This window comes from Chitinophaga arvensicola, assembly GCF_900110835.1.
Lineage (GTDB): Bacteria > Bacteroidota > Bacteroidia > Chitinophagales > Chitinophagaceae > Chitinophaga > Chitinophaga arvensicola.
Genome location: NZ_FOJG01000001.1, coordinates 3,872,224 through 3,896,921, shown reverse-complemented (window position 1 = coordinate 3,896,921; position 24,698 = coordinate 3,872,224). Strand labels below are relative to the sequence as shown.

Genomic DNA, 24,698 nt, shown 5'->3' with positions numbered 1-24,698 from the left:
CTACACTAAATGATTATTGCGTGGGAGGAATGTCCTGGCAGGATATTCCCCTGTTTGAAGTATTAACACCGTATAAAAGTAAAAAGTTCTGCCCCGGAAAAATATTCCCTTTTTTATGCTTCCCACTTACCACCAGCCGGATGTTCTTTCCTCGTTTTCCGGTGATGGCGATACAGTCTGAAATGCTGTTTCAGCGAGGCTTCCGTAACGGCAGCATTACTTTTACCACCATATGCAGCGCCTGCAAAAGTTGTCCATTCCTGTAAAGTATCCGTTTCATTTTGTGCGGCGAGTGTAACGGATACAGCGGGAGATGCCGGATCTTTGCGCCACCGGTCCCACCACTGGTATAAGGCCGGTGAAACAGCCGGTGCTTTCATAAATTTCCGGAACCAATAGTATTCACTTTCGCGGTACTGCCGGAGCCTGTTGTTTATTTTTTTCGTGAGATAGCGGACTGCTTTGTAAAGCACCCATAATACGAGCAACAGCGCCAATGCATATAGAACGGCTTTATACCAGATCATGCCGGCTATCATCCATGGGCCTTTCTTTGCGGCCTTTACCGGCACGCTGGCCTTCGCCAGGCTGTCCTGCAGCGTCGTCAGCATGCCCAGGCCGGGATTGTCCGCTATTTTCAGCGTTACCGCAGGTAGCGTGCGTGTGTACAAACGCCCGGCGTAAGGGTTCCACCAGGAAATTTTCTGAGCCGGCAATTCGTAGCTTCCCGCTTTGGTAAGCAGCCACATAGAAGTTTGTACCCGTTCCCCATTGGCATTGTAGTCATCGCGTGTATCCTTCAACGTTACCTTACCCGGGTACACATCTGCCCAGTCGACCTTTTGATCAGGCAACGCCGGTATAAACTGTGGCAGCGTGCCGGTGGCGTCGGTGGTGATGGTACGTTCTATCACATCGCCCACTTTCAGTTTATCCAATGGTTTGTTCCAACGGGCATGCAGCGTTACATCACTGGCCACCAGCCATTCCTCACCTGCCGGAAAACTTTTTGGCACCGGTTTCACCACAAACGATACGGGCGCGGTATGCAATACCACCTTGCTGCTCACCGCACTGCCTTCCGGCGGCGTTTCTACCTGGATGGTAATAGCAGGTACACTGAATGCACCGGCTTTGTAAGGAAATACGATATAATAAAACTGGATGCCGGAATAGTCTTTACCATGGTCTGTAAAACGGCCAGGCTGCGCTTTTGTGAATGGTACAATAAAAGCGCCCGGGATCTGGATGTTTTCAAATTCCGGTGGCTGCGTGTACCAGGTAGCCGTTAGTACGGTATAGGTTACTTTAAATGGTTGTTGCAGGTATACATCGCTGCGGTCCAGTTCCACTTTGGCGAAACATTTCAACTGCGCAGACAAACGTCCGCTGCAACACAGTATATACATCAGCGTTATATAATACTTTACCATTGCTGTGTCCCCGGTTTTACCTGTTGATAATAACGTTTACGCTGTAACTCAAACCGCTTTTGCAGAAATGCTCCCGGATCGGCGGGCGGACGGCGGAGAATGATGTTCTTCATGGCATCGTTGTTGGCCGCCGTGGTGGTATCTTTGCCGGATTGAGGCGATTCCGATTCCTGCGCCTGATGAATGTTTGATTTCACCTGATCGGTTAAACGATCGCCTGTTTTGGGCATATCCTTTACTTTGGTATCAGCGGATAGTCCCGGGTCATCGGGTTTCCGTTTGCGCTCCTTCAGCGGACCATTCTTTTTGTCTTCCTTTACCTTCGTATCCGGCTGGCCGATCTTTACAACCGAATCCACCTGCATTTTCTCTTTGCTTACCTTACCGATGCTGTTAGCCGCTTTGTTTTTCAGCGCAGGATCCAGCGTAGCTGCATCGGTAAACGCATTCATGGCTTCCTCGTAACGACCAAGTTTTGCCAGTGCCAGTCCCCGGTTGTATTCCCCGGTGGCAGAGCTGTCTAACGCAAACAACGCTGCGGCGGCTTCATAATCACCTGCTTTATAAGCCGCCGCAGCTTTATGCGGGAGGTCCACAAAACGTTCGCCTGCCTGTTGATAGGCCTGTTGCTGATAGAGTACCTGTCCCTGGTAATCTTTGGTGTACCACCAATCCGCTTCCCGGCTGTTCACACTACAGGCGCTGACCATCCAGAGCAGTGGCAGCCAGCACCATTGAATGGCCCAGCCCCGGCGGAACCAGAGCAATACCAGCACGCCTACCGGTATAATCACCAGGTAGCCCATATCATCCCAGCTTTTATCATCCGTCTTTTTATCTTTTTCAAAAATGAGATGCGCCCGGATGCGCTCTGCGATGCGGCCTACATCTGTGGTATCCAGCGTGAGCCGGTTGATCCGGATGGCCGGATTGACAGCAAGCGATTGGAGCACGCCTTCGTCCTGCCGGGAAACCACTTTGGGGAAACCAGGTACCGGTGCGCCCCGGGGCGAAGACATCAGTAATATTTCGAGGTGATGGATAGAAGTATTGACGTAGTTGGTGAAGAGTGCAGCATCGGCGGCGGTAACTTCATCTGTCAGCAGCAAAATATTACTGGGCGCCAGAACAGGTGTCATCAGCGTATCTACATCATGCATGAGCAGTTGCGTATTATTCCCAGGTACAGGCATTTCCCGGGTAGCCAGGGAAGCAGCCTGTAATTTAATCAGCGAATAATCGGTGGTAAAGGGCATCACCAGGTGTGGAGTGCCTGCATAGGCGATCAGTCCGGCTTTGGCGCCGGGATGCGCACCAAAAAAGTCGCTGAGCTTTAGTTTGGCACGTTCCAGCCGGGTGGGTGAAATATCGGTAGCATCCATAGAAGCGGAAAGGTCCAGCGCCACCAACACCACGGCCTGTACTTTCTGTCCGGGGATCACGGTACGGTTCCAGGCGGGTCCTGCTATTCCTATGATCGCCAGGCTGGTACCCACTACAAAAAACAGTAAGGGTAACCACATTGCCCGGGAATTGCCGGGTGCAAACACATACGGCCGCAATACCGGTGCAATCAATTGTTTCCATCGCTGCGGCTCCCGGTTACCCACTATCAATATGACCAGGATCAGCAACAAGGGTAAAAACAAATACAATACTCCCGGCCGCAGGAAATGAAACTGCTGCCAGTCGACCGGCCAGTGTATATCTGTGAGTACTTCACGCATGGGCGGGCATTTTCCGGGTGAGGTGAAGCGTACCGCTGATCAGCTGAAACACCAGCGCCAATATAACGCCAACGGCTAATGGATAATAATACAGCAGTGTCACCGGTTCATAACTTTCCTCCTGGTATTCGACGGGTGTCAGTGCGTCGAGGGCTTTATATACGCCACTAAGCCCCTTTTCATCGAGGGCATTGAAATATTTACCACTGGTGGTATGTGCAATGGCTTTCAGGGTAGGTTCATCCAGGTCGTACCCGCCACTGCCGGACGCTTTGCCAATACCAAGCGTATAGATGGTAATGGAATCTTTGGCGGCCATGCCGGCGGCATCCAGGGGCAACAGGTCAGTACCGGTATCTACCCCGTCGGTAATGAGCAACATGGCTTTTTGCTTTAATGTATCTTCTTTCAATATTTTCACACTATAGGCAATGGCATCGCCGATATTGGTCATTTGCCCGGCCATGCCTACTTCTGTCTGATCCATCAGCCAGTTGATCATAGGCAGATCAGTCGTAAGCGGCGCCTGGATATACGCATTACTCCCAAATACCACCAATGCTATCTGGTCACTTTTCCGGTTTTCCACGAACTGTTTCATAAGTGATTTCACCGCTTCCCAGCGGCTCATGCGCTTACCATCTACTACCCAATCCGTTTCCGCCATGCTGAAAGAAATATCTGCAGCAATGAGGAAACTACGCACCGTTTTAGGACGCTTGCCGGGTTTGTTCACATAACGGGGCGAAGAAGCCGCCGCCAGCAGACAGATCCAGCATAATATCAATACGCTGTACATCCAGACGTTTTTACGGGTAATCCAGGCATTCCTGCGGGAAATAGCCCCCGATACGCGGACAGCCCGCTGAAAGAACGGGGCGATCAACGACGTACGGCGGCGGCGCAACGGTGGCAGCAGCGCATAAAAAAGGAAGGGTAACGGTAGTAACAGCCATACCCATTTATAGGCGATTTCCAGGTGCATGTTTATGAAAGCGTATCCAGTTACTTGTTTTGGAAATAAATCGGTCTGTTTCGGCCGCACTCACGGCATGTGGCTTACGGTACATAGTGTCGGTCAGCAGCAGACCGTCATCCGTTGAAAAATCATCGCGGCGGCGGGTTTGCTGGTTTAAAAAACGGATCCACTCCCCGCCCCTCAACGGAGCTACTTTCTCCCGGCCATACAGTTGCATCGCAATCTGCTTCATCAGCATATCCGCTTCGTACAGCTGCTGCATAAATTCCTGTTGTGCGTGCAATACCACCATACGTTCGCCCAGCCAACGCAATGCTTCCTGCCGGTAGCGGTTACGGCGGCGATACCGCATATAACGCCAGACTCCCCACAGCAGCGCCAGTAGCAGCAATACACCAGTAACATACCATCCCGGCGTATTAAAACTAAACGGCACCGGCGATGGTTCTATCAGTTCTCCAAATTGTTGCGCCTGCATAAAGTATCAGTTATTTGCTTTTCCGAAAAAGTGCATGATCTGGTCCGTTACCGGAGCAGCTGTATCTATAAATATCACGGGTATACGATAATTCCTGCAGCGTGCTGTCAGCGAAGCTTTCATCGTATCAAAATCCTGCGTATACCGTTGACCGTTATCTTTAGTATTGTTATTCCATAAGATCTGTTTAATACCATCGCTGAGTACGAGCCGTCCATCGGGCAACTGTGCCTCCAGCGGATCCGTGAGATGCACCAGCATTACATCGTTATGCGCGGCCATCTGTTCCAGATAGCGGATAGTCTCTTCATCGATATTGGAAAAATCGCTGATCACCGTTACTACATAATCGTGGGTGACCAGTGTAGCGGTACGGTGCAATATTTCATTCAGTGTGGGGGTATGCGGCCGTATCACTTTGCGCAAAGGCAATTCCGCATTCAGCTCCGCAATACAGGTAAGCAAATATTGTACATGCGATTTACTCCTGGCTGCAGGAATAAATTCGTTGCGGTCTTCGTTAAACACAATGCCTCCTACCCTGTCGCCACGCCTTACGGTGTAAAAAGCGCTCAGTGCCGCCACCTGCGCCGCCACTACTGATTTCATCAGCTGTTGCGATCCAAAAAAAAGCGTGCTGCTCTGGTCCAGCACCAGGAAAGTGGGCCTTTCTTTTTCTTCATTAAATACTTTGGAATGAGTAACACCGGTACGGGCGGTTACGCGCCAGTCGATGTTACGGATATCATCACCGGGAACGTATACACGCACTTCTTCAAAATCAAGTCCGCGTCCTCGGAGTTTGGACGCATGGCGTCCTGCCAGGATAGTATATACCGGATGCTGCGGCAGCAACGGAATATCCTGTACATAATATTCAAAACGCATCATTTCCTCCAGTGTAATCACTACACCTGGCGGATATGTATGGGCGGTATTGTCTTTGTTTTTTTGCATCAGGGTACCGGGATCACTTTTAGTAATTCATCAATTACTTTGTCCGCATTCATGCGGGCAACGTTGGCTTCATAACTGAGTATGATGCGGTGACGCAGTACGTCGTGTACAATAAAACGGATGTCGTCCGGCGTTACATAATCGCGGCCATTGAGCCAGGCTACGGCGCGGGCGCAGCGGTCCAGGCCTATGCTGGCGCGTGGACTGGCGCCATAACTGAGCCACTTTCCCAACTGCTCATTCAGTTTCTCCGGATAACGGGTGCCATTCACCAGATCAGCGATATAGTTGGCAGCGGCATCCGATACTTTTATGTCATTGATTTCTTTCCGGGCGTCGAAGATCACCTGCTGTGGAATGGCGCTCTCCAATTCGGTGGTGCCTTTACTTTCTTCCCTGACCAGTTTTACAATGCTGATTTCGCTGGCCTGATCGGGGTAGGTAATATTGATCTTGATCACAAAGCGATCCAGCTGCGCTTCGGGCAAGGGGTACGTACCCTCCTGCTCTATGGGGTTCTGGGTAGCCAGTACCATAAACAGCGGTTCCATTTTATGCGTTTTCCCTGCAACGGACACCTGTCTTTCTTCCATGGCTTCGAGTAAGGCCGACTGCACCTTAGCGGGAGCCCGGTTAATTTCATCTGCCAGTACCAGGTTACTGAAAATAGGGCCGGGCTGAAAGATGAATTTCTCGGTAGCTTCCGGCTGATAGATCTCTGTGCCGGTTACATCTGCCGGCAACAGGTCCGGGGTAAACTGGATGCGGCTCAATTTACTGTCGAGATGCTTTGCCAGGCTTTTTACGGCCCGGGTCTTTGCCAGGCCGGGTAAGCCTTCCAGCAATACATTGCCATCGGTGAGTAACCCGATCAGGATCTTGTCGATCACATCGGGCTGACCGATTACGTCATCGCCTATACGTTGTCTGAGTGCTTTAACCTGTTCTAATGTAGTCATCGGGAGAAGTGATTAAAGAGGTTGTTCCCGGGTAATGGAACAACCTCTTTCTGACATTAACTAAACAACACACTTATTTAATATTTGCCTTTAATGCCTCCGTAAATTCAGAGACGTTAAAACTGGCTGGTTTCTGCCGTGGAGGGAATAGCTTGTAAGTAGCCAGGTAGGCGCCTACTTCTTCTGCCGAAGGCAGGATCAGGAAAGCCCTGTCTATGAACCATTTTTCATAATATGCGCTTGCGTGGTCGTGTGCATACTCAAATGGATCGGACCGCAGATCCTCCAGCAATGGCGCCCTTAAAATATCCATCGGCTCTCTCCAAACGGCCATTCCTTTTGCATTCTGCACCATGTAATTAAATTTCCACCGGTCTCTCCGGTACGCCATCAGGTCACCATCATCGCTGAAGTAAAAGAACTGATGACGTGGTCCTTCTTTCACCTGACCTGTGAGTAAAGGCAACATATTATAACCATCGAGATGCACTTTAAAACGCTTGGCGCCTGCACTTACACCGCTCTGCGCTTTAGTAGCCAGATCTGCATCTCCACCGGCGGCGGCCACCAGTGTAGGTAACCAGTCTTCTGCTGAGAATATATCATTGATCACTGTACCTGGTTTAATATGACCAGGCCAACGCACGGCACATGGTACACGGAAAGCACCTTCCCAGTTCATATCTTTCTCCCCTTTAAAAGGAGAAACGCCACCGTCAGGCCATTCGCATTTCATAGCGCCGTTATCGGTAGAATAAATGACGATGGTATTTTCAGTGAGTCCATTGTCATCCAGGAATTTCAGGATGTCACCAATCATATCATCATGTTCTACCATCCCGTCTGCCTGTAAACCCAACCCGGTACGGCCTGCAGAAGAAGGTTTCAGATGCGTATTGATGTGCATACGGGTAGAATTAAACCATACAAAGAATGGTTTATCCGCTGTTTTCGCTCTTTTCATAAAATCAATCGCAGCAGTATAAAATTCCTGATCTACCGTTTCCATTCTCTTGATCGTTAATGGACCTGTATCTTCTATTTTACCATCTGCGGTAGAATGAATCACGCCACGCGGACCAAATTTCTTCTTAAAGGCAGGATCCTTTGGATAATCTTCATGTTCCGGTTCTTCTTCCGCATTCAGGTGATAGAGGTTGCCAAAGAATTCATCGAAGCCGTGCGCAGTAGGCAGGTATTTATCCTTATCGCCCAGGTGATTCTTCCCAAACTGGCCGGTGGTGTATCCCAGCGGTTTCAGAAATTCTGCAATAGTAGGATCTTCTTTCTGCAGACCAACATCAGCGCCTGGTAGTCCTACTTTGGTAAGCCCGGTGCGGAAAGGACACTGGCCGGTAATAAACGCCGCCCTTCCTGCCGTACAACTCTGCTGACCATAGTAATCCGTGAACGTAAGACCTTCATTGGCTATGCGGTCAATGTTCGGGGTCTTAAAACCCATCATCCCTTTGTTCCAGTAACTCAGGTTCCATAGACCAATATCATCCCCGAATATGACGAGGATATTTGGTTTTTTCTGCGCAGATGCTTCCTGGAACGAGAGCATCGGAGAAAACAGGCCTACACAGACCAGTAGCCGGTTTAAAATTGGGAAGCGTTTCATATAAACCATTGTTTAAGTACACAAAATCTCCGTTGCATAGGGTGTGCCTATAGCATGGAATAAAAGCGGTGATGATGCAAATCTGGTTTATACTTAAGAGAAGGTATTCGTGTTATTAACAACACGATGCTGCTTTTGTTTTATCTTTTTTATGCGCTGTATTTTCACCACGGTTTATGACCAAACGACCAGGTCGCAGACACAGAAGGCCCATTAAAGCCCCATAAGAGGTGCCCTACCAGGTTTTTCCTCGTTGCATCTACTTTAAAATTGAACCCGGTATAACCCGCCGTTACACTCAAGCGCTGTACCACGCGGTACATCACCTGCAAGTTAGCAGCCAGGATACGTCCATCAATATTGTCGATGTCGAGTGAGAAGTAAGTAAACTCTCCCGTCACTGCCCAACGTGGTGCAAATGCATAACCACCCCAGATACCGATATCAGGCAATGGTGCGGTAAAGCCATAACTATCACTTGCATTGAAACCCGCGTTGTTGGCAAAAGCCGCAATACCTACACCGGCTTTTACGATATGCGCACCAATCATGAGCCCTGCTTCTACCTTTGGCTTGCTCAATAATGCATAGCCATAGGAAAACCGGTAAATGTCGGTATTGAAATAGCTGTCTACGCCCGCATTCACTGGGTAGGTATGATCACCGAAAGTGATATTGCGGTCCAGCACATGCGAAGAACTCCGCTGGATGCGGTAATACGCCAGGTCAAAACGCGATCTTCTACCTGCACGCCATTGAAAATCGCCTAAAAACGTATAGCTGGTACTGTTATACCCGAGATTATTTTCAAAGCTCAGTTCCGTTCCCCGAGTGCCTGCCGTATTCCCGATACTGATACTCGTATGGTTAAACGGAATAAAGAACCCTGCTGAAATACGGAAGCGGTCTACATACCAGGGCGGTGTAGCCCGGTGCCGGTGATGGGTGCTGTCGGCCTGCGCAAAAGCAGCCCCGCTAACCAACACAAATAAAAACAGGAGGATCATTGTTTTCATAAGGATTATTTTTTGTTTGACTTTCCACTACCGCCACCAATAGGTATACCTACTGCTACCAGCACCTGCCGGTTATAAGCGCTTCTGTCGCTGTTTTTGTAGACGTTGATAAATCCAAGATTGAACTGTGCATTCAACCGCAAGCCTTTCCCTTTCATTAACACATATTGTATATCAAAAGTTCCGCCCACATCCGCCAGGTGATATTGATCCTTGCTGTTGTATTTGTAAGACAGACTCCCCTGATCCATGCCTTTTTCATACGTATCCTTTGCCGTTACCCTCGCCCCGAGATGTGGTCCTATGGCCAGTCCGAAGGAGGGCGTAAATTTATAGCGGATCAATGGCGCTACTGTTAGATACGTCACGTTCCGGTTGATTTCCGTTCCCACCAGCTGCGGATCATCCGGCGTGATAAATGTATTTTCATAGCGGATCTCGCGGGCGCCCTTGGGCGACTTCATAATAATATCCATCACGCCCTGCCACTTGTCGTTAAAATCATAACTCGTGTATGCACCAATCGCAAAGCCGATACGCGGCCTTTCACCACTCACCTCCATCCAGCTGGATGAAGCACCGAGTATAATACCCAGCTTGAGCCGGTCGTTGGTAATCTTTTTACCAAACAGCAATGCGATCAGCGCCTGACCCTTCAGCGTCTGACATCCCGTTAACAGGAGGAATACTACCAGGCAATATCTTTTTAAAGGCATACAAAAAATTTAAAGGCATTATTTCAGCCAGGCGCTGCCGAACTGTATATAAAATCCCCATTGCTCAGGCCCCCGCGCTACATCTGCTCCCATGTACAAACCAAACTTGCGCGCCAGCAGGTAGCGGACACCGGTACCATAACTGTAATCCCAGGAGGCCGATCCAAAGTCTGAGTAATCATCAAAGGCTTTACCTACTCCCGTAAAAAACACTGCGCTCCAGCGACGCACGATATTCCATCGTTGCTCTGTTTCCACCAGCATATTCACATCTCCCTGGTAACGGCCCTTCGGAATGCCCCGCAGATCAATGGATGGTTTGAAGTAAAAAGGAATGTCGCCAAATACTTCCTGCATATCTACCCGTAAGCCGCATACCCACTTCTTCTTATGCCCGATCGGGATATAGTGGTAAGCATATGCCTCCACATTGGTATAATCGAAATCGCTGCCGAAAATATGATTGGAAAAATTGCCGCCTACATGCAGTTTCGTGCCTTTACTGGGTGTAAACGAGTTATCGCGTTTATCATATTCTACCAACACGCCCACAATGCTGCTGAGGTTATCCATTTCTTTTGGTTTAAACAACGAATCCGGCAGGATGGACTTTTCCAGTTTAGCGGTTGTCTTTGTAAAAATGTACCGCAGTCCTGCATGCCAGTTGGAGAAGCCCAGTTGTTTCTCTGCCTGTAAAAAAACCGGGATCGTTTTCAGGTTCACGCCAAATTCTGTTTCTCCTTTTATGGGCAATGTTTTATAGAAATCGAGATTCATATCCAGGTACGCTGCAAACACTTTATAGCGGAGTCCCCAGGGAATAATGGTACCACTTCTGCCGGCGCCCACGCCCCAGCTTTTGGTGGCAGTATAAAAACCAAAGCCTCCTGTCACATCCGGCGGTATGGCTGCCATGTTTTTATGCTTTGTAAAATTGGCCGGCTGATGCCGTTTATGCAACATTACCGGGGCAATAGCGCCGCCAATACCAAGGGCCGGTTCTGTGATCAGTATCGGTATAGGAATAAACCCATGTGCATCGATCATAAAATCACTGAAATCAATCGCGTGATCCAGTGAGTCATGCAAACTGATTTTCCTTTTTTGCGGCTTTACCAGCGTATCCTGCGCAGTTGCCTCCAGGGAAATCCCTGCAATAAACCCCAGGAGGAGTATCCATTTAATTTTTACTACCGGAGATCTGCTATACATGCCGCTTCTTTTTTCGGGAAAATGCCAAAGTTTATTTTTCTTTACCTGCTGGTCAGTATTTTTACTGGTCCCTGTTTATCGGATTCCAGCGCTTTGATAAAAGGTAGTTGCTTCTGGATATACACGCGGGTCGACTGCTCTATATAACTATCCAGCTGAAAGAATTTGGCGGCCCGGGTAGCACCCAGCAGTTTGTTCATTTTACGGAAATAGCGCATCTGCAGGCGGCCAAACTCAAGGTCGTTGTTGATCATCTGTTTGGTCAGCGTATTCAGTTTCGCATTATCCAGCGAGGTAAATTCTTCGTTATACATTTTCAGCAAGGCAATCCTTTCTGCCAACCAGGGCCCTTTCTCCGTTTCATAGTCGAGGAAAGCCTCTTCAAAAGCCTTTTCTTCCAGGGGGGAAATCTTCAGGTTATCGGCCAGCAGGCTTTGTTTATCCTTACCGAAAATGGTCGTCACCAGGTCGGGTTCTACCAGGGTCACATTCACATATGCGGTGGTCTGGGCTGTCACGGCATATGTGATACTCATCATCAGTAACCAGGAAATCAGTGTTTTCATATAGGACTTTTTTTAGGTTAATGTCTGCGTTGAAATCCGCCGGAGCGGAAGTTGCCCTGGGGGCGTTGAAACGACTGAAAGTTCTGGCTATGTTGCCAGCCCCTTTGTCTTTGCTGAAACTGTTGTTCCATCTGTTGCCGGCTGGCGCCGTTAGTAGCAGGGCGCCATTGATTGCCCTGCCGCTGTTGCCAGCCACCATCGCTATTCCGTTGAAATACATTTCCGTTACGATCTGCCTGTACGGCACCGGAAAGATTACCCGATCTTGCCCGGGATACTGCTCCCTGTGTAGCGCCGGACAGGTTCCCCTGGGTAGCACGTGAAATACGTCCCTGCGTAGCGCCGGAAAGATTTCCCTGTGTAGCCCTGGAAATACGCCCCTGTGTAGCGCCCGACAGGTTACGATCATGCGTAATCACATCGGTGCGGTGATTGTAGATGTTGGTATGATTGTAAAAGTTATTGACGTGAATATTGTTGACCACCACTGGACCATACACGTGCGGATAAGGATAGAAGAACGGGGGATGAAATACCGGTGGTCCCCACCAGCCGCCACCAAAGTTGTAACCGATACCAAAATGAAAAAAGCCCACACTCATCCCAAAGCCGATGCTCCAGCCGGTCCACGGATTATAGGACATGCCGAATCCCCAGGTAACCGGGCGGGGATAGTACATACTGCCATACCAGGGCGCATAGTTATAACCGGTGCCATACACCACGGTAGGGCCCATTACATAGCAACCGGTATAACCCGGCGTATAGCCCATATAAATTACATCCGGGGTTACGTCGTAGATGTACACGTACTTGATATTATACACCGGGGAACTGGGCGGAATTTTGTCTACCTCCGCAGGGCGACTGGTTGCGGCCGTCCATGGCCCGTTCGGACTGTTGCCCGTAAACCATACGCCTTTATCTACCACATAATATACATTTCCTTCCTTCAACACCGTGGAGGCCGTATTTACCGCGTATTCCAGCCCCGTGTTTGATACGGCTGCAAACTTTGGCGTCCCATCATAAGTAACGGTAGTTGTCGCCTTCTTCCGGTCTACTTTTGCGGTTTGCGGCACCTGGGCATCCATCACGGCTTCCTTTGCAGCCGGTGTACCAGGTACACTTGCCAATACCACATCCTTTTGCGTGCCTTCGGGTATGCTGGCAAAATCTTTCGGGAGATCTGCCGGCGCCACATAGTCCCATGGGCCCTGCAAACTGCGCGATAGGTACCACCTCCCTGCCAGCAGTACATAGTACTCCTGGGAGGAGATCTGCATAAAAATATTGTCGGCCGAGTTACTCATGTACAACAGACCTGTGCCTGCCACAGGCGCAAAGTCGGGCGTGCCGTTGCTCTGGATCAGCTCCGCCGGCACTGTGCTGACAATGATCTCCGGCAGTGAATCAAGTGAAAGCGGTGTTTCTTTATTGTTGGCCATGATCTGCTTCCCTACTTTCTGTATAGCGGAAGGCGGGTTCTTTGCATACGACCAGGGACTGGTGGTATGTGAAGCGCTAAACCATCTCCCGCCAACAAATAAATAAAAGGGGTGACCAGCCTTCTCCTGTACTATTACAAAAGGTGTATTCACTACCCTTGAAACACCAAGCGTTTTATCTGCCTGCACTTTGGGTTCTCCGTCGATTGTTACCAGCAAGCTGTTCTGTTCTTTGAAGATGATCTTTGGCGGATCATTCTTCAGTCCGGCTTCCGCAGCCGCGCCCGGGTTGTTTTCTGCCAGCTCGCTCAGCAATTCATCCAGGGAAATATGCAGCTGATGCCTGGGCAATTCCTGTTCCAGCAGGTTTCTGAGTTGCAACAGCTTTGTAGAATCGGCAGTTCCCGGGAACCTGGCGTCGGATACTTTCAGCGCCTGCAGGGTTACGATACGTGTATCGCGATCGGTGAGCACACTGGCATCGATCCACACTGCACCAAACACCGGGTCAGCCCCTTTCTTCTGAAAGGAGACTGCCGCAATAGCCGACAGCTGATTGTTGTTGAACGACTGGGGTTGGGGCTGGTACACCACTATTGTACCCTGGGAAACAGGAATGGAATAAGGCCATTGTTGTGCGCTGGAATAAAGGGAGCAACATCCTGCGATCAGTAGCATCAAAAATATGCGGTATAACATCATATGCTTTTACTTTCCGTGAGTGTTAAGGTGTAAAGCCGCCGGGAACATCTGGCTGACTACTCAGCTTGTATGAACATGACGCATGATGATGACGTGATGATTATGCCTGGAAAAGTGAAAGAAAATGCAGCGCGGGAACACGCCGCATGTATACCTTTTAAATTCCACGTTACGAAAAAGAAGTATCCTGAAATCTGCCGTAATACCCATCCCATCAATGATACAGGCGAATGAACCTATACATGGAATGAGAATATGACTGATAATAATTACGATAAAAAATAAGGAAGATGATGTGCTGCGATGTGCTATGCTCAGGAGAAAAAAACGAGGTGATAGCTGCAAGATAATCGCTTCTATAATATCTGCCAAAAAATAAAAAATATTAAACATCAGTTAAACAATTATCAACCGGGCGCTGTTTCCCCTGATATTCACAACTCAAAAAAACCTATAAAAAAAATAAAACAGTATGTTTAAACATTTCCACGATTTATGGTGTTAGATTGAAACACTGTCACCAGATTAACAAAATTCCATTCAGGCACTAACCAAAAAAGACCGGACACTTTAAACAATCAGGAATGTATATAGCGAATTGAAAATACCTGAGTGTTATCCCTAAGCATAGTTATGTAGCATCATCAAACATTGCCTTTTGTATTGGCTAAGCCGTTGTGGCCGTCAGTAGAGACACGAATTTTTATCTGAAAGGATAAAGGACTTTTTTGCGCCTTTTTCTTTCCCGGTAAAACAATGAATGATGTATTCTCAACAACTAAATCATAATTATGAATGCGAACACCTTTACTTCTTCCATCCATCAAGGCCCGTAAACATCCTTTTATCAGTTAGGTATTTCCCTCAGCTGGAGGCCTCGACCAGTCCATAACGATAGTTATTGTAATGACTCAAAAAAAACCGAAATGAAAAGAATTAATCATCTCCTGTTATTAGCGCTGATATTGCTGGCAGCTTGTCGCAAAGAGCCGGATCTGTCACAGCTTTCGGGCAACTTTGTGGTGCAGACGGACAGGGATCCCGCAGCGCAGTTCAACAGCTTCAAGACATTCTATATCTCGGATACGGTAGCTTATATCAGTTCCAATCCGAAAGACAGTATACTCACCGATAATACGGCAAAATCTCTGGTAGCGCAGATCCGCAAAAACATGGAAGCCAGGGGCTATGTATATGTAGGCAGAGCTTTCAAACCAGATCTGGGTATTAATACCGTTGCGGTAAAAGATGTGACCGTTGGCGTAGTGTATCCAGGCTACTGGTGGGGATATCCGGGCTATTGGGATCCATGGGACTGGGGTTGGTACTATCCTTACTACTATCCATGGGCTACCACCTACTCCATTACTACCGGTAGTGTGATCGCTGAAATCATTGATGTAAAAAATGCACAGGCCAACCAGAAACTGGATGTTACCTGGACCATGAACCTGAACGGCGCCTTAGGCAGTTCAGCCTCTACCAATCTGCAACGCGCACTGGATGGTATTGATCAGGCATTCAATCAGTCACCCTACCTGAAAGCCCAATAGTTCACTATAAAAAAGTTAATTATGAAAAAGTTAATCATACTGGGATTAGTGCTTACGCTGGGTATCGGGAAAACTTTCGCTCAGGGCAGGATCAATAATCTCTTCGGTCTTTCCTGGGAAATAGCTATTCCTACGAACAACGACTTCCTGGATAAAACCAGTTTCGCGGGCGGCAAAGCGGAGTACCGGTACTTCCTGAAAAAAGCACCGGTGTCCTTTGGGCTGTCAGTTGGCTGGAACTCTTACGAGCAATATATTCCTACGCAAACGGTGACTTACAAAGATGGCAATTCAGCCATCACTACCGATATGGATAGGGTAATCTATACGGTACCTATTACCGCCACTGCACATTACTACTTTAATTATGGTAAAAAAGTAATGCCGTATGTAGGTGTAGGTATTGGTACGCAGTACGCCGAACAAACCATTTATTACAATGTGTTTGAAGATGCACAATATGGCTGGGGATTTAATGTCCGCCCGGAAATTGGTGCGCTGATCCGGCCTACCGGCGCTAACTGGGGCATTATACTGGGTGCAAATTATTCTTTTGCGACCAATAAGAATGACCTCTTCAAAACTGACAATCTCAAGAGCTTCAATTTCAATATCGGGTTATTCCTGAACAACTAAAAATATTGATGACGACACTTAAGAATTGATGATTGCTAATTTGTTTATGCTTAGGAACGGCTGTGTCTTGTCTAAGACGCAGCCTTTTTATTTAATCGCGTTACAAGCGCTGGTAATTATTACGGGAGAGATGTAACGCGCCGTCTGATACAGAAAACCGCTCCATTACCGGGAGTATCATCTATATAAAACAGGAACGGCAGGGAAAGAATTCCCTGCCGTTTTCATTCATTCAACCATTATAAATCGTTCAGATAAAGGGCATTCCTGATCCTGTGCCGGTAGTTTAAAAAACATGCAGGGTGAGAACACCCCGCAATCTTCATCGCCTGTAGATTCCACGCTAGTGTACTAAAGTGAATCGTACAGGTGTGAATCACGATGGCGGGTTGTAAAGAACTTCAACTAATTATTTTATATACCGTTTTACTACTGATCAATGTTATAAATGGGCAGAGTGTCGGCCCGGAGCCTGCACGATTATACAACCCCACTACCATCCGTGATCTTCCGGACCGGCTCTGCCTGTATTGTTGATTATATCTCAGGCGATGGGCAACTGCACTATAGTTGCTGACCGGCCATCCGTTGCTTTTTCTACAAATGCTTAGGTGACTTCGTGATGGCTGTATATTAACTGCGTGTAGACTTCTTACTCTTTTCCAGTTCATCTATAAAAGGTATTTCATCCAGGATGGAAGACCTGATGGCATTCTGAAAATAGAGTTCCAGTTGAAAAAACTTAGCGGCATTTTTCCCGCCTATAATCTTTGAAAATTTTTTAAAGTAGCGTTTGTGAAACTTGTCGTAGGCCATATCATTGGTAATGGTCCGCTCTGCCAGCGAGGTAGCCGTTTTATCATCCAGCTGATCATATGCTTTTGCATAATCATTCAGGATCACCAGCCGTTCCCGCGAAAGCTCCCGTCTGTTGGATTCATAGGCGCCGTATAACTGCCAGAAAGCAGTCGCCTGGCTGTTGTCCAGCTGCATATACTGCTCTACCACGGCCTTTTTTTCTTTTCCAAACACGGTCTGTATCACCGCCAGGTCTTCATTGGCAGCCTGCCCGAACGCATGACCATACCAGCAGAACATCAGAATAAGTACTGTTTTCTTCATAAGTGTTTTTTTTACGATTGCGTGCAGGATAGGCAATCAAGTGTGCCACAGTGAAGATGATCTGCTAAAAGGAGTGTATGCCAGGAAGGATTGTTGTAAGCTTATCTTTCTATAACATCATGATGCAACGAAAGGTTATATAATTTTCTTGTTTTTTTTATAAAATAGTTCATGGCATTTTAAAAATATCTGTTTAATTTACAAGTAGAATTTTCCCTTCCAGGCATATACAAATCTCTCTCATCTCTTTTATTGCATTTTTAAACTTCTGCAAGATGATGAACAAAGAGATTATGCGCATCCCCCTCCATATTATTCTTTCCGTCAGTTTGTGCATGTTGATGGTATTCCCTGCTACCGCCCAGTTGAAAGGAGATCACCTGCTCGGCGATGTAGGCCTGCAATCCGGTACACAAACACCTCCGGGCTTTTCATTGCTGGTGCCGGTTTATTTCTATACCGGTTCCAAACTAAAAAACAGCAAAGGAGATGTGATCACAGATAACCTTGGACTAAACATGTTTGTTACCGGTATCGGCGGCAGCTGGGTCACTAACCTCAAAATACTCGGCGCCAACTACGGCGGTTCTGTACTCTTCCCCTTTGCGAGCAACCGGCTGGAGTCTACCGTAACTACCACCAAATCACCATTTGCATTTTCGGATATTTATTTCCAGCCGGTTCAATTGGGCTGGCATACCAAACACGCCGACTTCCTCGCCGGGTATGCACTCTACTTCCCCAGCGGCAAATATGAAATGGGCGGAGACGACAACGCCGGACTCGGACAACTGGTGAATGAATTCTCTGCCGGCAGCACCGTTTTCTTTGATAAAGCAAAGCTCTTTCACTTTGCAGCACTCCTCTCCTACGCATTAAACAGCGATAAAAAAGACTCCGATGTAAAAACGGGCGACAACCTCACCATTGAAGGCGGACTCGGTAAAACCTGGTACAAAAAGGCCACAGCAGGCCCTGTACCGAGGATCATCAACGCCGGTGTGGTGTATTATATGCAGTTTAAAACAACGGATGATAAAATTCCGCTGAACAGCGGATTTGTACTGGACCCTGCCAAAGACCAGATCTTCGGTGCCGGCCTGGAAGGAAGTTACTACGCCCCGCACATCCGGATGCTGTTCGATCTGAAATGGCTGGCTGAAATAGGCGCACAGAACCGCATACAAGGAAATATGTTTATGCTCACACTGGGATATAGCCTGAAATCATTTGAGAAAAAATAACTCGTACCATCCAAATTTTTCACATAAACCAAATATCATGAAAGCACTGCACTTACCATTTATGCTGCTGATCCTATTCTGTTTCACCGGCACCCTCCACGCACAGGACCAGGACGTACTGGTAGACGCCCAGAAAATCAACAACAACGCCATTCCCAGAGCCGTACAGGATTCCCTGAGGAAACACTTTCCCCAGATGACCCTGAAACAGGTATTGAAAATGCCGTTGAAAACGTATAAGTCAAACTGGGAAGTTACCGAAAACAACAGCGCTGAAATTGGCAGCGACGACTATAACATCTATGTACTCCGGATCACCGGCAAAAAAGGCGGTAACCTGGAAGCTACCTATGGTGAGGACGGCCACCTGATTGAAGCAAAGGAACTACTCGTAAATTCCCGTCTCCCCCAGAAAGTATCTACCTACATTGTTACGAACTACAAAGGCTACCTGATCGATTCAGATAAAATCAAAAGAACCATCCGCCCCGATAAAACAGAACAACAGATCGAAGTAGCTGTGCACAAAGGCAGCGATAAAAAAAGGTTGTTCTTTGACAACGGCGGCAACTTCCTCAAAGAAAAAAACTAAACGGATACCTGTCATAAAAAAGCCCCGACCGGCACATGCCGCATCGGGGCTTTCTATGCCGTTCTCCCAATGATTTGCGGCTACATCAATAACGCCCGGATGGTTTGTACCGGTACTGTACTCTTAATCACCATCTGGAAAGCTTTCTCCGTATCCTGCACATAATAGATCGGGATGGTACTGGCCACCATACCAATCATATTGCCCTTGTCATCGAGGATAGGACCACCGCTGGAGCCACGCGCAAAATCGGCTGATATTTCCATGCGATTGCCCGGCGCCCCTGCACCTGACACATGTATATTGCGGGTCACCACGCCGGTACTGTAATAGTACAGGTAGCCGGCCGGGTGCGTAATGGCATGCACCACATCACCTACTTCTGCCGGTTCTCCAAGCGCCAGCGGATGCAACGACGCCCCGTTTGTGTTCACTTTGAATACTGCTACGTCCCCGTCTTTATTAAAAGCCAGGATTTTTTCTATGCTATATACCTCACCTGCCGGGGTAGCTACATAAATGAGGCTGTCGCGGTATTTACCAGTTTGTACAGCTCCCAGCACGTTCTGCAATACGTGATAATTGGTGGCGCATAAACCATCTGCTGTTAATGCCACAGCCGTAGCCAACGTGCCGGCATGCAACTGATCACAGGAGCCGCAATTGTATAATTTCCCCAGCATCAGCACTCCGTCCCTGCAACCGGTGTAAATATCACGTCCCTTCATCACCTTGCCGGCCGCAGCAGGCAGCGGTTGGGATACCGGTATCTTCTCCAGGTCTTTCAGCGAACGGAGCTGATACAGCAAATCCGGGATGGTGGTAAAGCGATGCTGTGCTGCCAGGGACTGTACCTTTGGTTCCAGGGCCTGTTGCAGCTGGTCGTAGTCGATGTACTTCGATACTGCCTTTTCCGGGAATAAGGCTTCCAGCTTCGCGTCAATAACACCTCCACCCGGTGCATACCCCCGTTGTTTCTCCAATACTTTGCCATCCGGTCCGAGCAGGAACATGGCCGGAATACCTGTCACTGCAAAACCTGACTCTGCGATGTTCTTATCATCCAGCAATTGCTTCCAGGGCATATTTTCTTCCTGCATAGCTTTTATCCAGAATTCGCGGTTTTTATCGATGGAGATGCTGACTACTTCCAGCCCTTTACTTTTATATTTTTCATATACGGATTTCAGATGCGGAAATGACTCCCGGCAAGGTGCGCACCAGCTGGCCCAAAAATCAACGATCACATATTTCCCTTTCAACTCCCGGATGCTGAAGGATTTCCCTTCGGCATCTTTCAGGGAGAAGTCCGGAATAATATTACCGATGGCAGCGTTCTTTAGGCCTTCCAGTCTTGCTTTGATATGTACACCCGGCTCGGAGGCTTTGGCATTTTTACCCAACCCGTTGTACAATTCCTGCTGTACCGCCGGTTCCAGCCGCGAGCCAAATTCATTGATGGCATAAGCTGTGCTGAAACGATCCGGACGAGCTTTTATGATATCCTTAAAAAGGGCGATTGTTTTTTCCCTGGCGGCGGCCTGTGAAGCGGGATCATCTGGTTTCGAGGTATAGCTGATCGGGTTGTAACGGTCTATAAATGCATTAAACTCCACGGTGGTTTCATAACCTGAAACCACGGCGTTGTAGCCTTTATCCAGGTCATAATCTACCTCTACATTGCCAGGTTTATCTATCACCAGCGGAGTAAAAGCAAAGATACCTGCTTCGCTGTGGAACTGCGTGTATACGTACAACGTTACCGGATGCTCAATGGAATAATGATAAACGAAGTGTCCGTCTTTTACCGTAACGCTGTCTTTCATGGTATAGTCGGTGATATAGATCTTATTACGGCCCTTCAGATCTCCTTTTACTTTCCCGGAAATAACCAGTTCTCCTTTGCTATAGGCACATAGCACCAGCAACAGCCCCCCAAGGGTAGCGAGTAATTTTTTCATGATGGTTTGGCTTTAAGTATTAATTTCTTTCCCGGTAGGCGATACTTTTTATTTTACCGAACCCGGTGTAGCTTTCTTCTAATTTCAGGCTTCCGTTTACCGGTGGCACGCTGTAAATTTCAAAGGTGCCGTTGCCGGTACCGTCGTAACTGCCCACTACCAGCTTGTTCTTATATTTGCTGGTGGTACCGGTGAATACATTCAGGAAGCGCTGGAATTTCAGATTGGTAATCGTAGCAGCGCCCTTATCCAGCATCAGTTTGGATGTTTTAGTGAAGATGTCATATTCATACAGTTTTCCGCCCACATTGTAAAACACATACCCATAATCAGGACTTACGGCAAACTGCGCTGCTTTATCAAAATCGGTGGCGGTGATATCTTCCCAGTAGTTCTGCACAAAGTTTTGTCCGAAGGCATTAATCGTAAATCTGCCGAGATGGTATTTCCCGGTACCTGGTTCTTTCAGGATCGCAAATATCTCCCCTCCCGAAAAGGAGCCGTTATACAGCGAACTGGCCATGTATACCAGGTCCATGCCGGTATTGTTGTAGTCGAATAACTTACCCACCGGCAATGCACTGACATTGGTTTTATTGGGGGCATGCTGCAGGAAGCGGCGCTTCTCTGTATCATACATCACGGAAGGTGCATAGTCTGCAAAATCCGCCGGACTGCTCACGATATAGGGAGATACTTTAAATTCCTTTACTTCTCCTGCTACAATATTTACCGGCAAACTGTAACGCAAACCATTTACACCACTGTAGTAATACGCATTCCCGTCTTTGTACAGGAAGCTGGACAACATCGATCCCTTCACAATCATGCGGTCGGCCAGGAAGTTATCGGGAATATCTTTCATCAGCGTTTCATACGACAGGTACATTTCAGGCTTCCAGCCAAAGGTTTCCGGATCTATTTTCGTAGTGCCGGTACCGGTAGCAGATACATAAATGCCATATTGTACAAAAGAATACGGAAAGCAGGCTACATCTACCGGCGCCCCGGTGAGTTTCAGCTGGGAACCGGTAAACTGCAGTACATCATGGATAGCGCGGTAACCCGTATCGTTTTTTGTGATCATGTCGAGCCTGGCAGTGCCGTTTACATCGCACAATACCATCCATCCTTCGTAGATAGCAGTGCGTACAATCAGCTGCGTTTTTTTGCTCCATTGCACATCGCTTTTACGGTCCCGTACCCGGAAGTATACATCGTAGGTACCGGGTGCGATATTCACTGTGATATTGAGATTACGGGTACCGGCCAGTGGAATTTTCCGGGTGGAAGCTACGAACCATTCATATTCATAGCGACTGGTATCATTACCATTATCCATGGTAAAAGACAATACAGGCTGTATCTGCAACACGGCGCCCTGCAACACCTGGTAGGTGGGTTTGAGGCTGTCGATCGCAATTTCATTGATGGACGAGCCACTATCTGAGTTATCTCTCGTACAACCAGCTACCAGCAGTATTAGCAGGAAAGCAGAGAGAAAATATCTGTTGATCATCATGTGTTTTTTTTTTGATTGAACAATGCTTATTGCACACCTATTCCCATCACCATTTCCGTTCCGTCGTCTTCGTATACGGTATGTCCTTCGCTTCTCATCCGGTTCAGGTAACGTTGCATGGCAATACCATAATAATTGAGTTCCTGGAAAGTAATCTGGGAAAAAGCAGGACCACTGAAGCGGTCCAGATCCAGGTTTAATACCTTCCCCATCAGATAAAACTTCTTCACCGTAAATTTTCCTACGTAGTATTCCGACCAGGTTTCCGGCTCCGAAAGGATATCATTAAAGAATACCCGGAAGGTATTCAGGCTGAGCACCTGTGTGGTACCGCTGATCGTTTCACTAAGCATTTTAGTGACGAAATTTTCGTTGGGCACCAGTGTAATAGTGACCATCATTGTTTTTGTTTTCAGGTCAGCAGTGCGGTGCAAAATAAGCGGAATCGTATCCGACAGGCTGTCGGCCGGTATCGTAAACGTTTTTTTCGCAAAATCAAAATGGGTACCTTCTACTGCGCCATTGGCGCCCGTTGCGCTGATGGTGTAATTTCTGGCGGCATGCACCGGCAGGCCGGTTACCTTTACGGGTATACGAAGTATGCTGTCGGTAGCGCCAAAACTGAATCCAAAGGAAACGGTGGCGCTATCACGGCGCACCTCATTGGTATTAGGTGTTGGCGGATCTACCGCCAGGGCAAAATAGAGGCTGTTTTCACCGGAATAGGCGGGTATGTCGTTTTTCTTACAGGAAGTAAACGCCAGCACCAGCATTCCGTATATCATCAATTTTTTCATGTCATTTTTTTTGGAAGATGATCACCTGATTTGTGTTTCTGATAACGGGAGTGGCACTACGTACTGCGCATCCGTCATATCCCTGTTTCCGGCAGGAGCGGTACTGTTGGGAATCGATGCCGCATTTGTTCTCTTGTAGTAAAAGAACAGCTGCCCTTCGCCGAAGAACTCCCGCACATATTCGCTCCGGATGCTTTTCGGCAGGTCTGCCGTAGGCGGCAGATCGGCCAGGCCCCTGTTAAACCGCACCTTGTTCAGCCATACCAGCGCCTTTACCGGGTCTGTTTCGGTTTCTGCAGCGATGTAATACATTTCCGTGAGGCGGATCAGTGGTTGCATATACCGCGCAATATTCAGTTCCGTAGTATTCCCGGGATCATCGTATTTAAAGAATGTATAGAAAGTTTTGCCACCGGAGGTAGGACGTTTCCACCAGGCTTTGAACCGGTAATCATTCAGATTACCATCGAAGGAGGCGCTCAGCCGGGTATCGCCGGGAGCGAGAATGGTGGCCGCAGAGAGCGTACTCGCATAGTAGCGGTTTTGTTGCAGGTAAAGGTCCAGGTTTTGCGGTCCGAACAGTACTTCCGATGAAAATACGGCGTCTACAGTGGTAGGAATACTCCATGGAAACCATTTGGTGGCATCCGTGATCACACCTGTTGCCAGCGTATAGGCTTCTGCTTTATGCCCGGCGTACAAATGTACCCTGGCCTGTAATGCCTTTACGGCGTAATAATTCAGATGCACATTGCGGTAGCGGTAAAAAGTATTGCCGTCTGTGGCACTTACCTGCATGGGTCCTGCGGTAATCAGCGGATCATTTTTCAGCAGTGTTGCTGCCGAGTCCAGGTCGTTCAATACGTTTTGTAAAACCGTATTGGCCGCCAACGGCTGACTTCCCACCGGCGAAGGCGCAGTGTAATAAGGAATGGCCACTGCGGAAGAATTGGTGGCATATACGGGACCGAATAAACGCAGCAGGTCAAAATGGATCATCGCCCGCAAACCAAAGGCCTCTCCCATCAACAGGTCTTTATTCGCTGCGCTCACCACGCCATTGGTGTTCCGCACTTTCTGCAGGAAAACATTCAGATTGAGAATGTTTTTATATCCTTCTGTCCAGGTATTGTTAAAGAGAAATTTTACATTGGCGTTGTTATAATTGAACACGCCCGTTTCTTTCCAGGAATGGCCGAACGTAGTCAGATCAAAACGCTGTGCCATCACCTCAACGGTACTGAGCGTAAGACTGCCACCATACAACGCATCGGAGGTCATACCCAGGTATACACCATTCAACGCATTGGTCATGCCCGCTTCTGTGCTGTACACCTGGTCTTCCAGTATAAGATCCCGTGGCGTAACATCCAGAAACTTGTTACAGGAGGCTGCCAGCATACTACTCATCATCAGAACGATTGCTATATTTTTCATCTGCATCAGCATTTATC

22 protein-coding genes are annotated in these 24,698 nt (G+C 48.0%); 5 read left to right on the top strand and 17 right to left on the bottom strand.

All coding sequences use genetic code 11. The features are described from left to right. Positions 1-113: 113 nt before the first annotated feature. The 12 genes from BMW79_RS16050 to BMW79_RS15995 form a co-directional block, all read right to left on the bottom strand. Entirely contained in the window at positions 114-1,433 is a 1,320-nt protein-coding gene (locus tag BMW79_RS16050) for a BatD family protein (protein WP_089896436.1), read from the bottom strand. After that, on the bottom strand, positions 1,427-3,160 hold the full coding sequence (locus BMW79_RS16045; RefSeq protein WP_089896434.1) for a VWA domain-containing protein: 1,734 nt from the start codon (positions 3,158-3,160) through the stop codon (positions 1,427-1,429). The genes BMW79_RS16050 and BMW79_RS16045 overlap by 7 nt, the downstream gene beginning before the upstream one ends. Further along, on the bottom strand, positions 3,153-4,145 hold the full coding sequence (locus BMW79_RS16040) for a VWA domain-containing protein (protein WP_089896433.1): 993 nt from the start codon (positions 4,143-4,145) through the stop codon (positions 3,153-3,155). The genes BMW79_RS16045 and BMW79_RS16040 overlap by 8 nt, the downstream gene beginning before the upstream one ends. Next, a complete protein-coding gene (locus BMW79_RS16035) occupies positions 4,123-4,617 on the bottom strand; it encodes a DUF4381 domain-containing protein (RefSeq protein ID WP_089896431.1) in 495 nt (164 codons plus the stop codon). The genes BMW79_RS16040 and BMW79_RS16035 overlap by 23 nt, the downstream gene beginning before the upstream one ends. A gap of 6 nt (positions 4,618-4,623) precedes the next feature. Further along, entirely contained in the window at positions 4,624-5,574 is a 951-nt protein-coding gene (locus BMW79_RS16030) for a DUF58 domain-containing protein (RefSeq protein ID WP_089896429.1), read from the bottom strand. Beyond that, positions 5,574-6,533, bottom strand: coding sequence for an AAA family ATPase (locus tag BMW79_RS16025; RefSeq protein ID WP_089896427.1), 960 nt, complete (start codon positions 6,531-6,533; stop codon positions 5,574-5,576). Before BMW79_RS16025 ends, BMW79_RS16030 begins: the two co-directional genes overlap by 1 nt. A 73-nt stretch (positions 6,534-6,606) precedes the next feature. Continuing rightward, positions 6,607-8,157, bottom strand: coding sequence for an arylsulfatase (locus BMW79_RS16020; RefSeq protein WP_089896425.1), 1,551 nt, complete (start codon positions 8,155-8,157; stop codon positions 6,607-6,609). A 164-nt stretch (positions 8,158-8,321) separates the two neighbouring features. After that, positions 8,322-9,173: a hypothetical protein gene (locus BMW79_RS16015; RefSeq protein ID WP_089896422.1), complete on the bottom strand. Its 852-nt coding sequence runs from the start codon at positions 9,171-9,173 to the stop codon at positions 8,322-8,324. Positions 9,174-9,178: 5 nt separating this feature from the next. Then, positions 9,179-9,889, bottom strand: coding sequence for an outer membrane beta-barrel protein (locus tag BMW79_RS16010; protein ID WP_089896419.1), 711 nt, complete (start codon positions 9,887-9,889; stop codon positions 9,179-9,181). A gap of 18 nt (positions 9,890-9,907) precedes the next feature. Then, positions 9,908-11,101, bottom strand: a complete 1,194-nt coding sequence (locus BMW79_RS16005; RefSeq protein ID WP_089896417.1) for a BamA/TamA family outer membrane protein — start codon at positions 11,099-11,101, stop codon at positions 9,908-9,910. A 41-nt stretch (positions 11,102-11,142) separates the two neighbouring features. Then, entirely contained in the window at positions 11,143-11,667 is a 525-nt protein-coding gene (locus BMW79_RS16000; RefSeq protein ID WP_089896415.1) for a hypothetical protein, read from the bottom strand. 17 nt (positions 11,668-11,684) lie between these two features. Beyond that, complete coding sequence (locus BMW79_RS15995; protein ID WP_143059176.1) at positions 11,685-13,796, bottom strand: DUF3300 domain-containing protein; 2,112 nt, start codon at positions 13,794-13,796, stop codon at positions 11,685-11,687. Between the two features lie 90 nt (positions 13,797-13,886). On the opposite strand from BMW79_RS15995, the gene BMW79_RS33900 reads away from it, so the two are divergent. From BMW79_RS33900 to BMW79_RS15980, 3 genes are all read left to right on the top strand, one after another. After that, on the top strand, positions 13,887-14,051 hold the full coding sequence (locus BMW79_RS33900; protein WP_177192194.1) for a hypothetical protein: 165 nt from the start codon (positions 13,887-13,889) through the stop codon (positions 14,049-14,051). A gap of 692 nt (positions 14,052-14,743) precedes the next feature. Continuing rightward, positions 14,744-15,370: a DUF4136 domain-containing protein gene (locus BMW79_RS15985; RefSeq protein WP_089896408.1), complete on the top strand. Its 627-nt coding sequence runs from the start codon at positions 14,744-14,746 to the stop codon at positions 15,368-15,370. A 21-nt stretch (positions 15,371-15,391) separates the two neighbouring features. Next, positions 15,392-16,006: an outer membrane beta-barrel protein gene (locus tag BMW79_RS15980; protein ID WP_089896406.1), complete on the top strand. Its 615-nt coding sequence runs from the start codon at positions 15,392-15,394 to the stop codon at positions 16,004-16,006. A gap of 633 nt (positions 16,007-16,639) precedes the next feature. Here BMW79_RS15980 and BMW79_RS15975 read toward each other — a convergent pair. Next, a complete protein-coding gene (locus tag BMW79_RS15975; protein WP_089896404.1) occupies positions 16,640-17,128 on the bottom strand; it encodes a hypothetical protein in 489 nt (162 codons plus the stop codon). A 275-nt stretch (positions 17,129-17,403) separates the two neighbouring features. Here BMW79_RS15975 and BMW79_RS15970 point away from each other — a divergent pair, with 275 nt between their 5' ends. Together BMW79_RS15970 and BMW79_RS15965 are read left to right on the top strand one after the other, a co-directional pair. Beyond that, complete coding sequence (locus tag BMW79_RS15970) at positions 17,404-18,372, top strand: SphA family protein (protein WP_089896403.1); 969 nt, start codon at positions 17,404-17,406, stop codon at positions 18,370-18,372. 37 nt (positions 18,373-18,409) lie between these two features. Further along, on the top strand, positions 18,410-18,964 hold the full coding sequence (locus BMW79_RS15965; protein WP_089896401.1) for a hypothetical protein: 555 nt from the start codon (positions 18,410-18,412) through the stop codon (positions 18,962-18,964). An 80-nt stretch (positions 18,965-19,044) separates the two neighbouring features. On the opposite strand, the gene BMW79_RS15960 is transcribed toward BMW79_RS15965, so the two are convergent. From BMW79_RS15960 to BMW79_RS15945, 4 genes are read right to left on the bottom strand one after another with little or no spacing between them, the layout of a single operon-like run. Next, a complete protein-coding gene (locus BMW79_RS15960) occupies positions 19,045-20,925 on the bottom strand; it encodes a redoxin domain-containing protein (RefSeq protein WP_089896399.1) in 1,881 nt (626 codons plus the stop codon). A gap of 19 nt (positions 20,926-20,944) precedes the next feature. Further along, positions 20,945-22,447, bottom strand: a complete 1,503-nt coding sequence (locus tag BMW79_RS15955) for a PKD-like family lipoprotein (protein ID WP_089896397.1) — start codon at positions 22,445-22,447, stop codon at positions 20,945-20,947. Positions 22,448-22,473: 26 nt separating this feature from the next. Continuing rightward, positions 22,474-23,244 (bottom strand): DUF4843 domain-containing protein, encoded by a 771-nt coding sequence (locus BMW79_RS15950; protein ID WP_089896395.1) that lies wholly within the window; start codon positions 23,242-23,244, stop codon positions 22,474-22,476. A 21-nt stretch (positions 23,245-23,265) separates the two neighbouring features. Next, positions 23,266-24,681, bottom strand: a complete 1,416-nt coding sequence (locus BMW79_RS15945) for a RagB/SusD family nutrient uptake outer membrane protein (protein WP_177192193.1) — start codon at positions 24,679-24,681, stop codon at positions 23,266-23,268. Positions 24,682-24,698 lie beyond the last annotated feature (17 nt).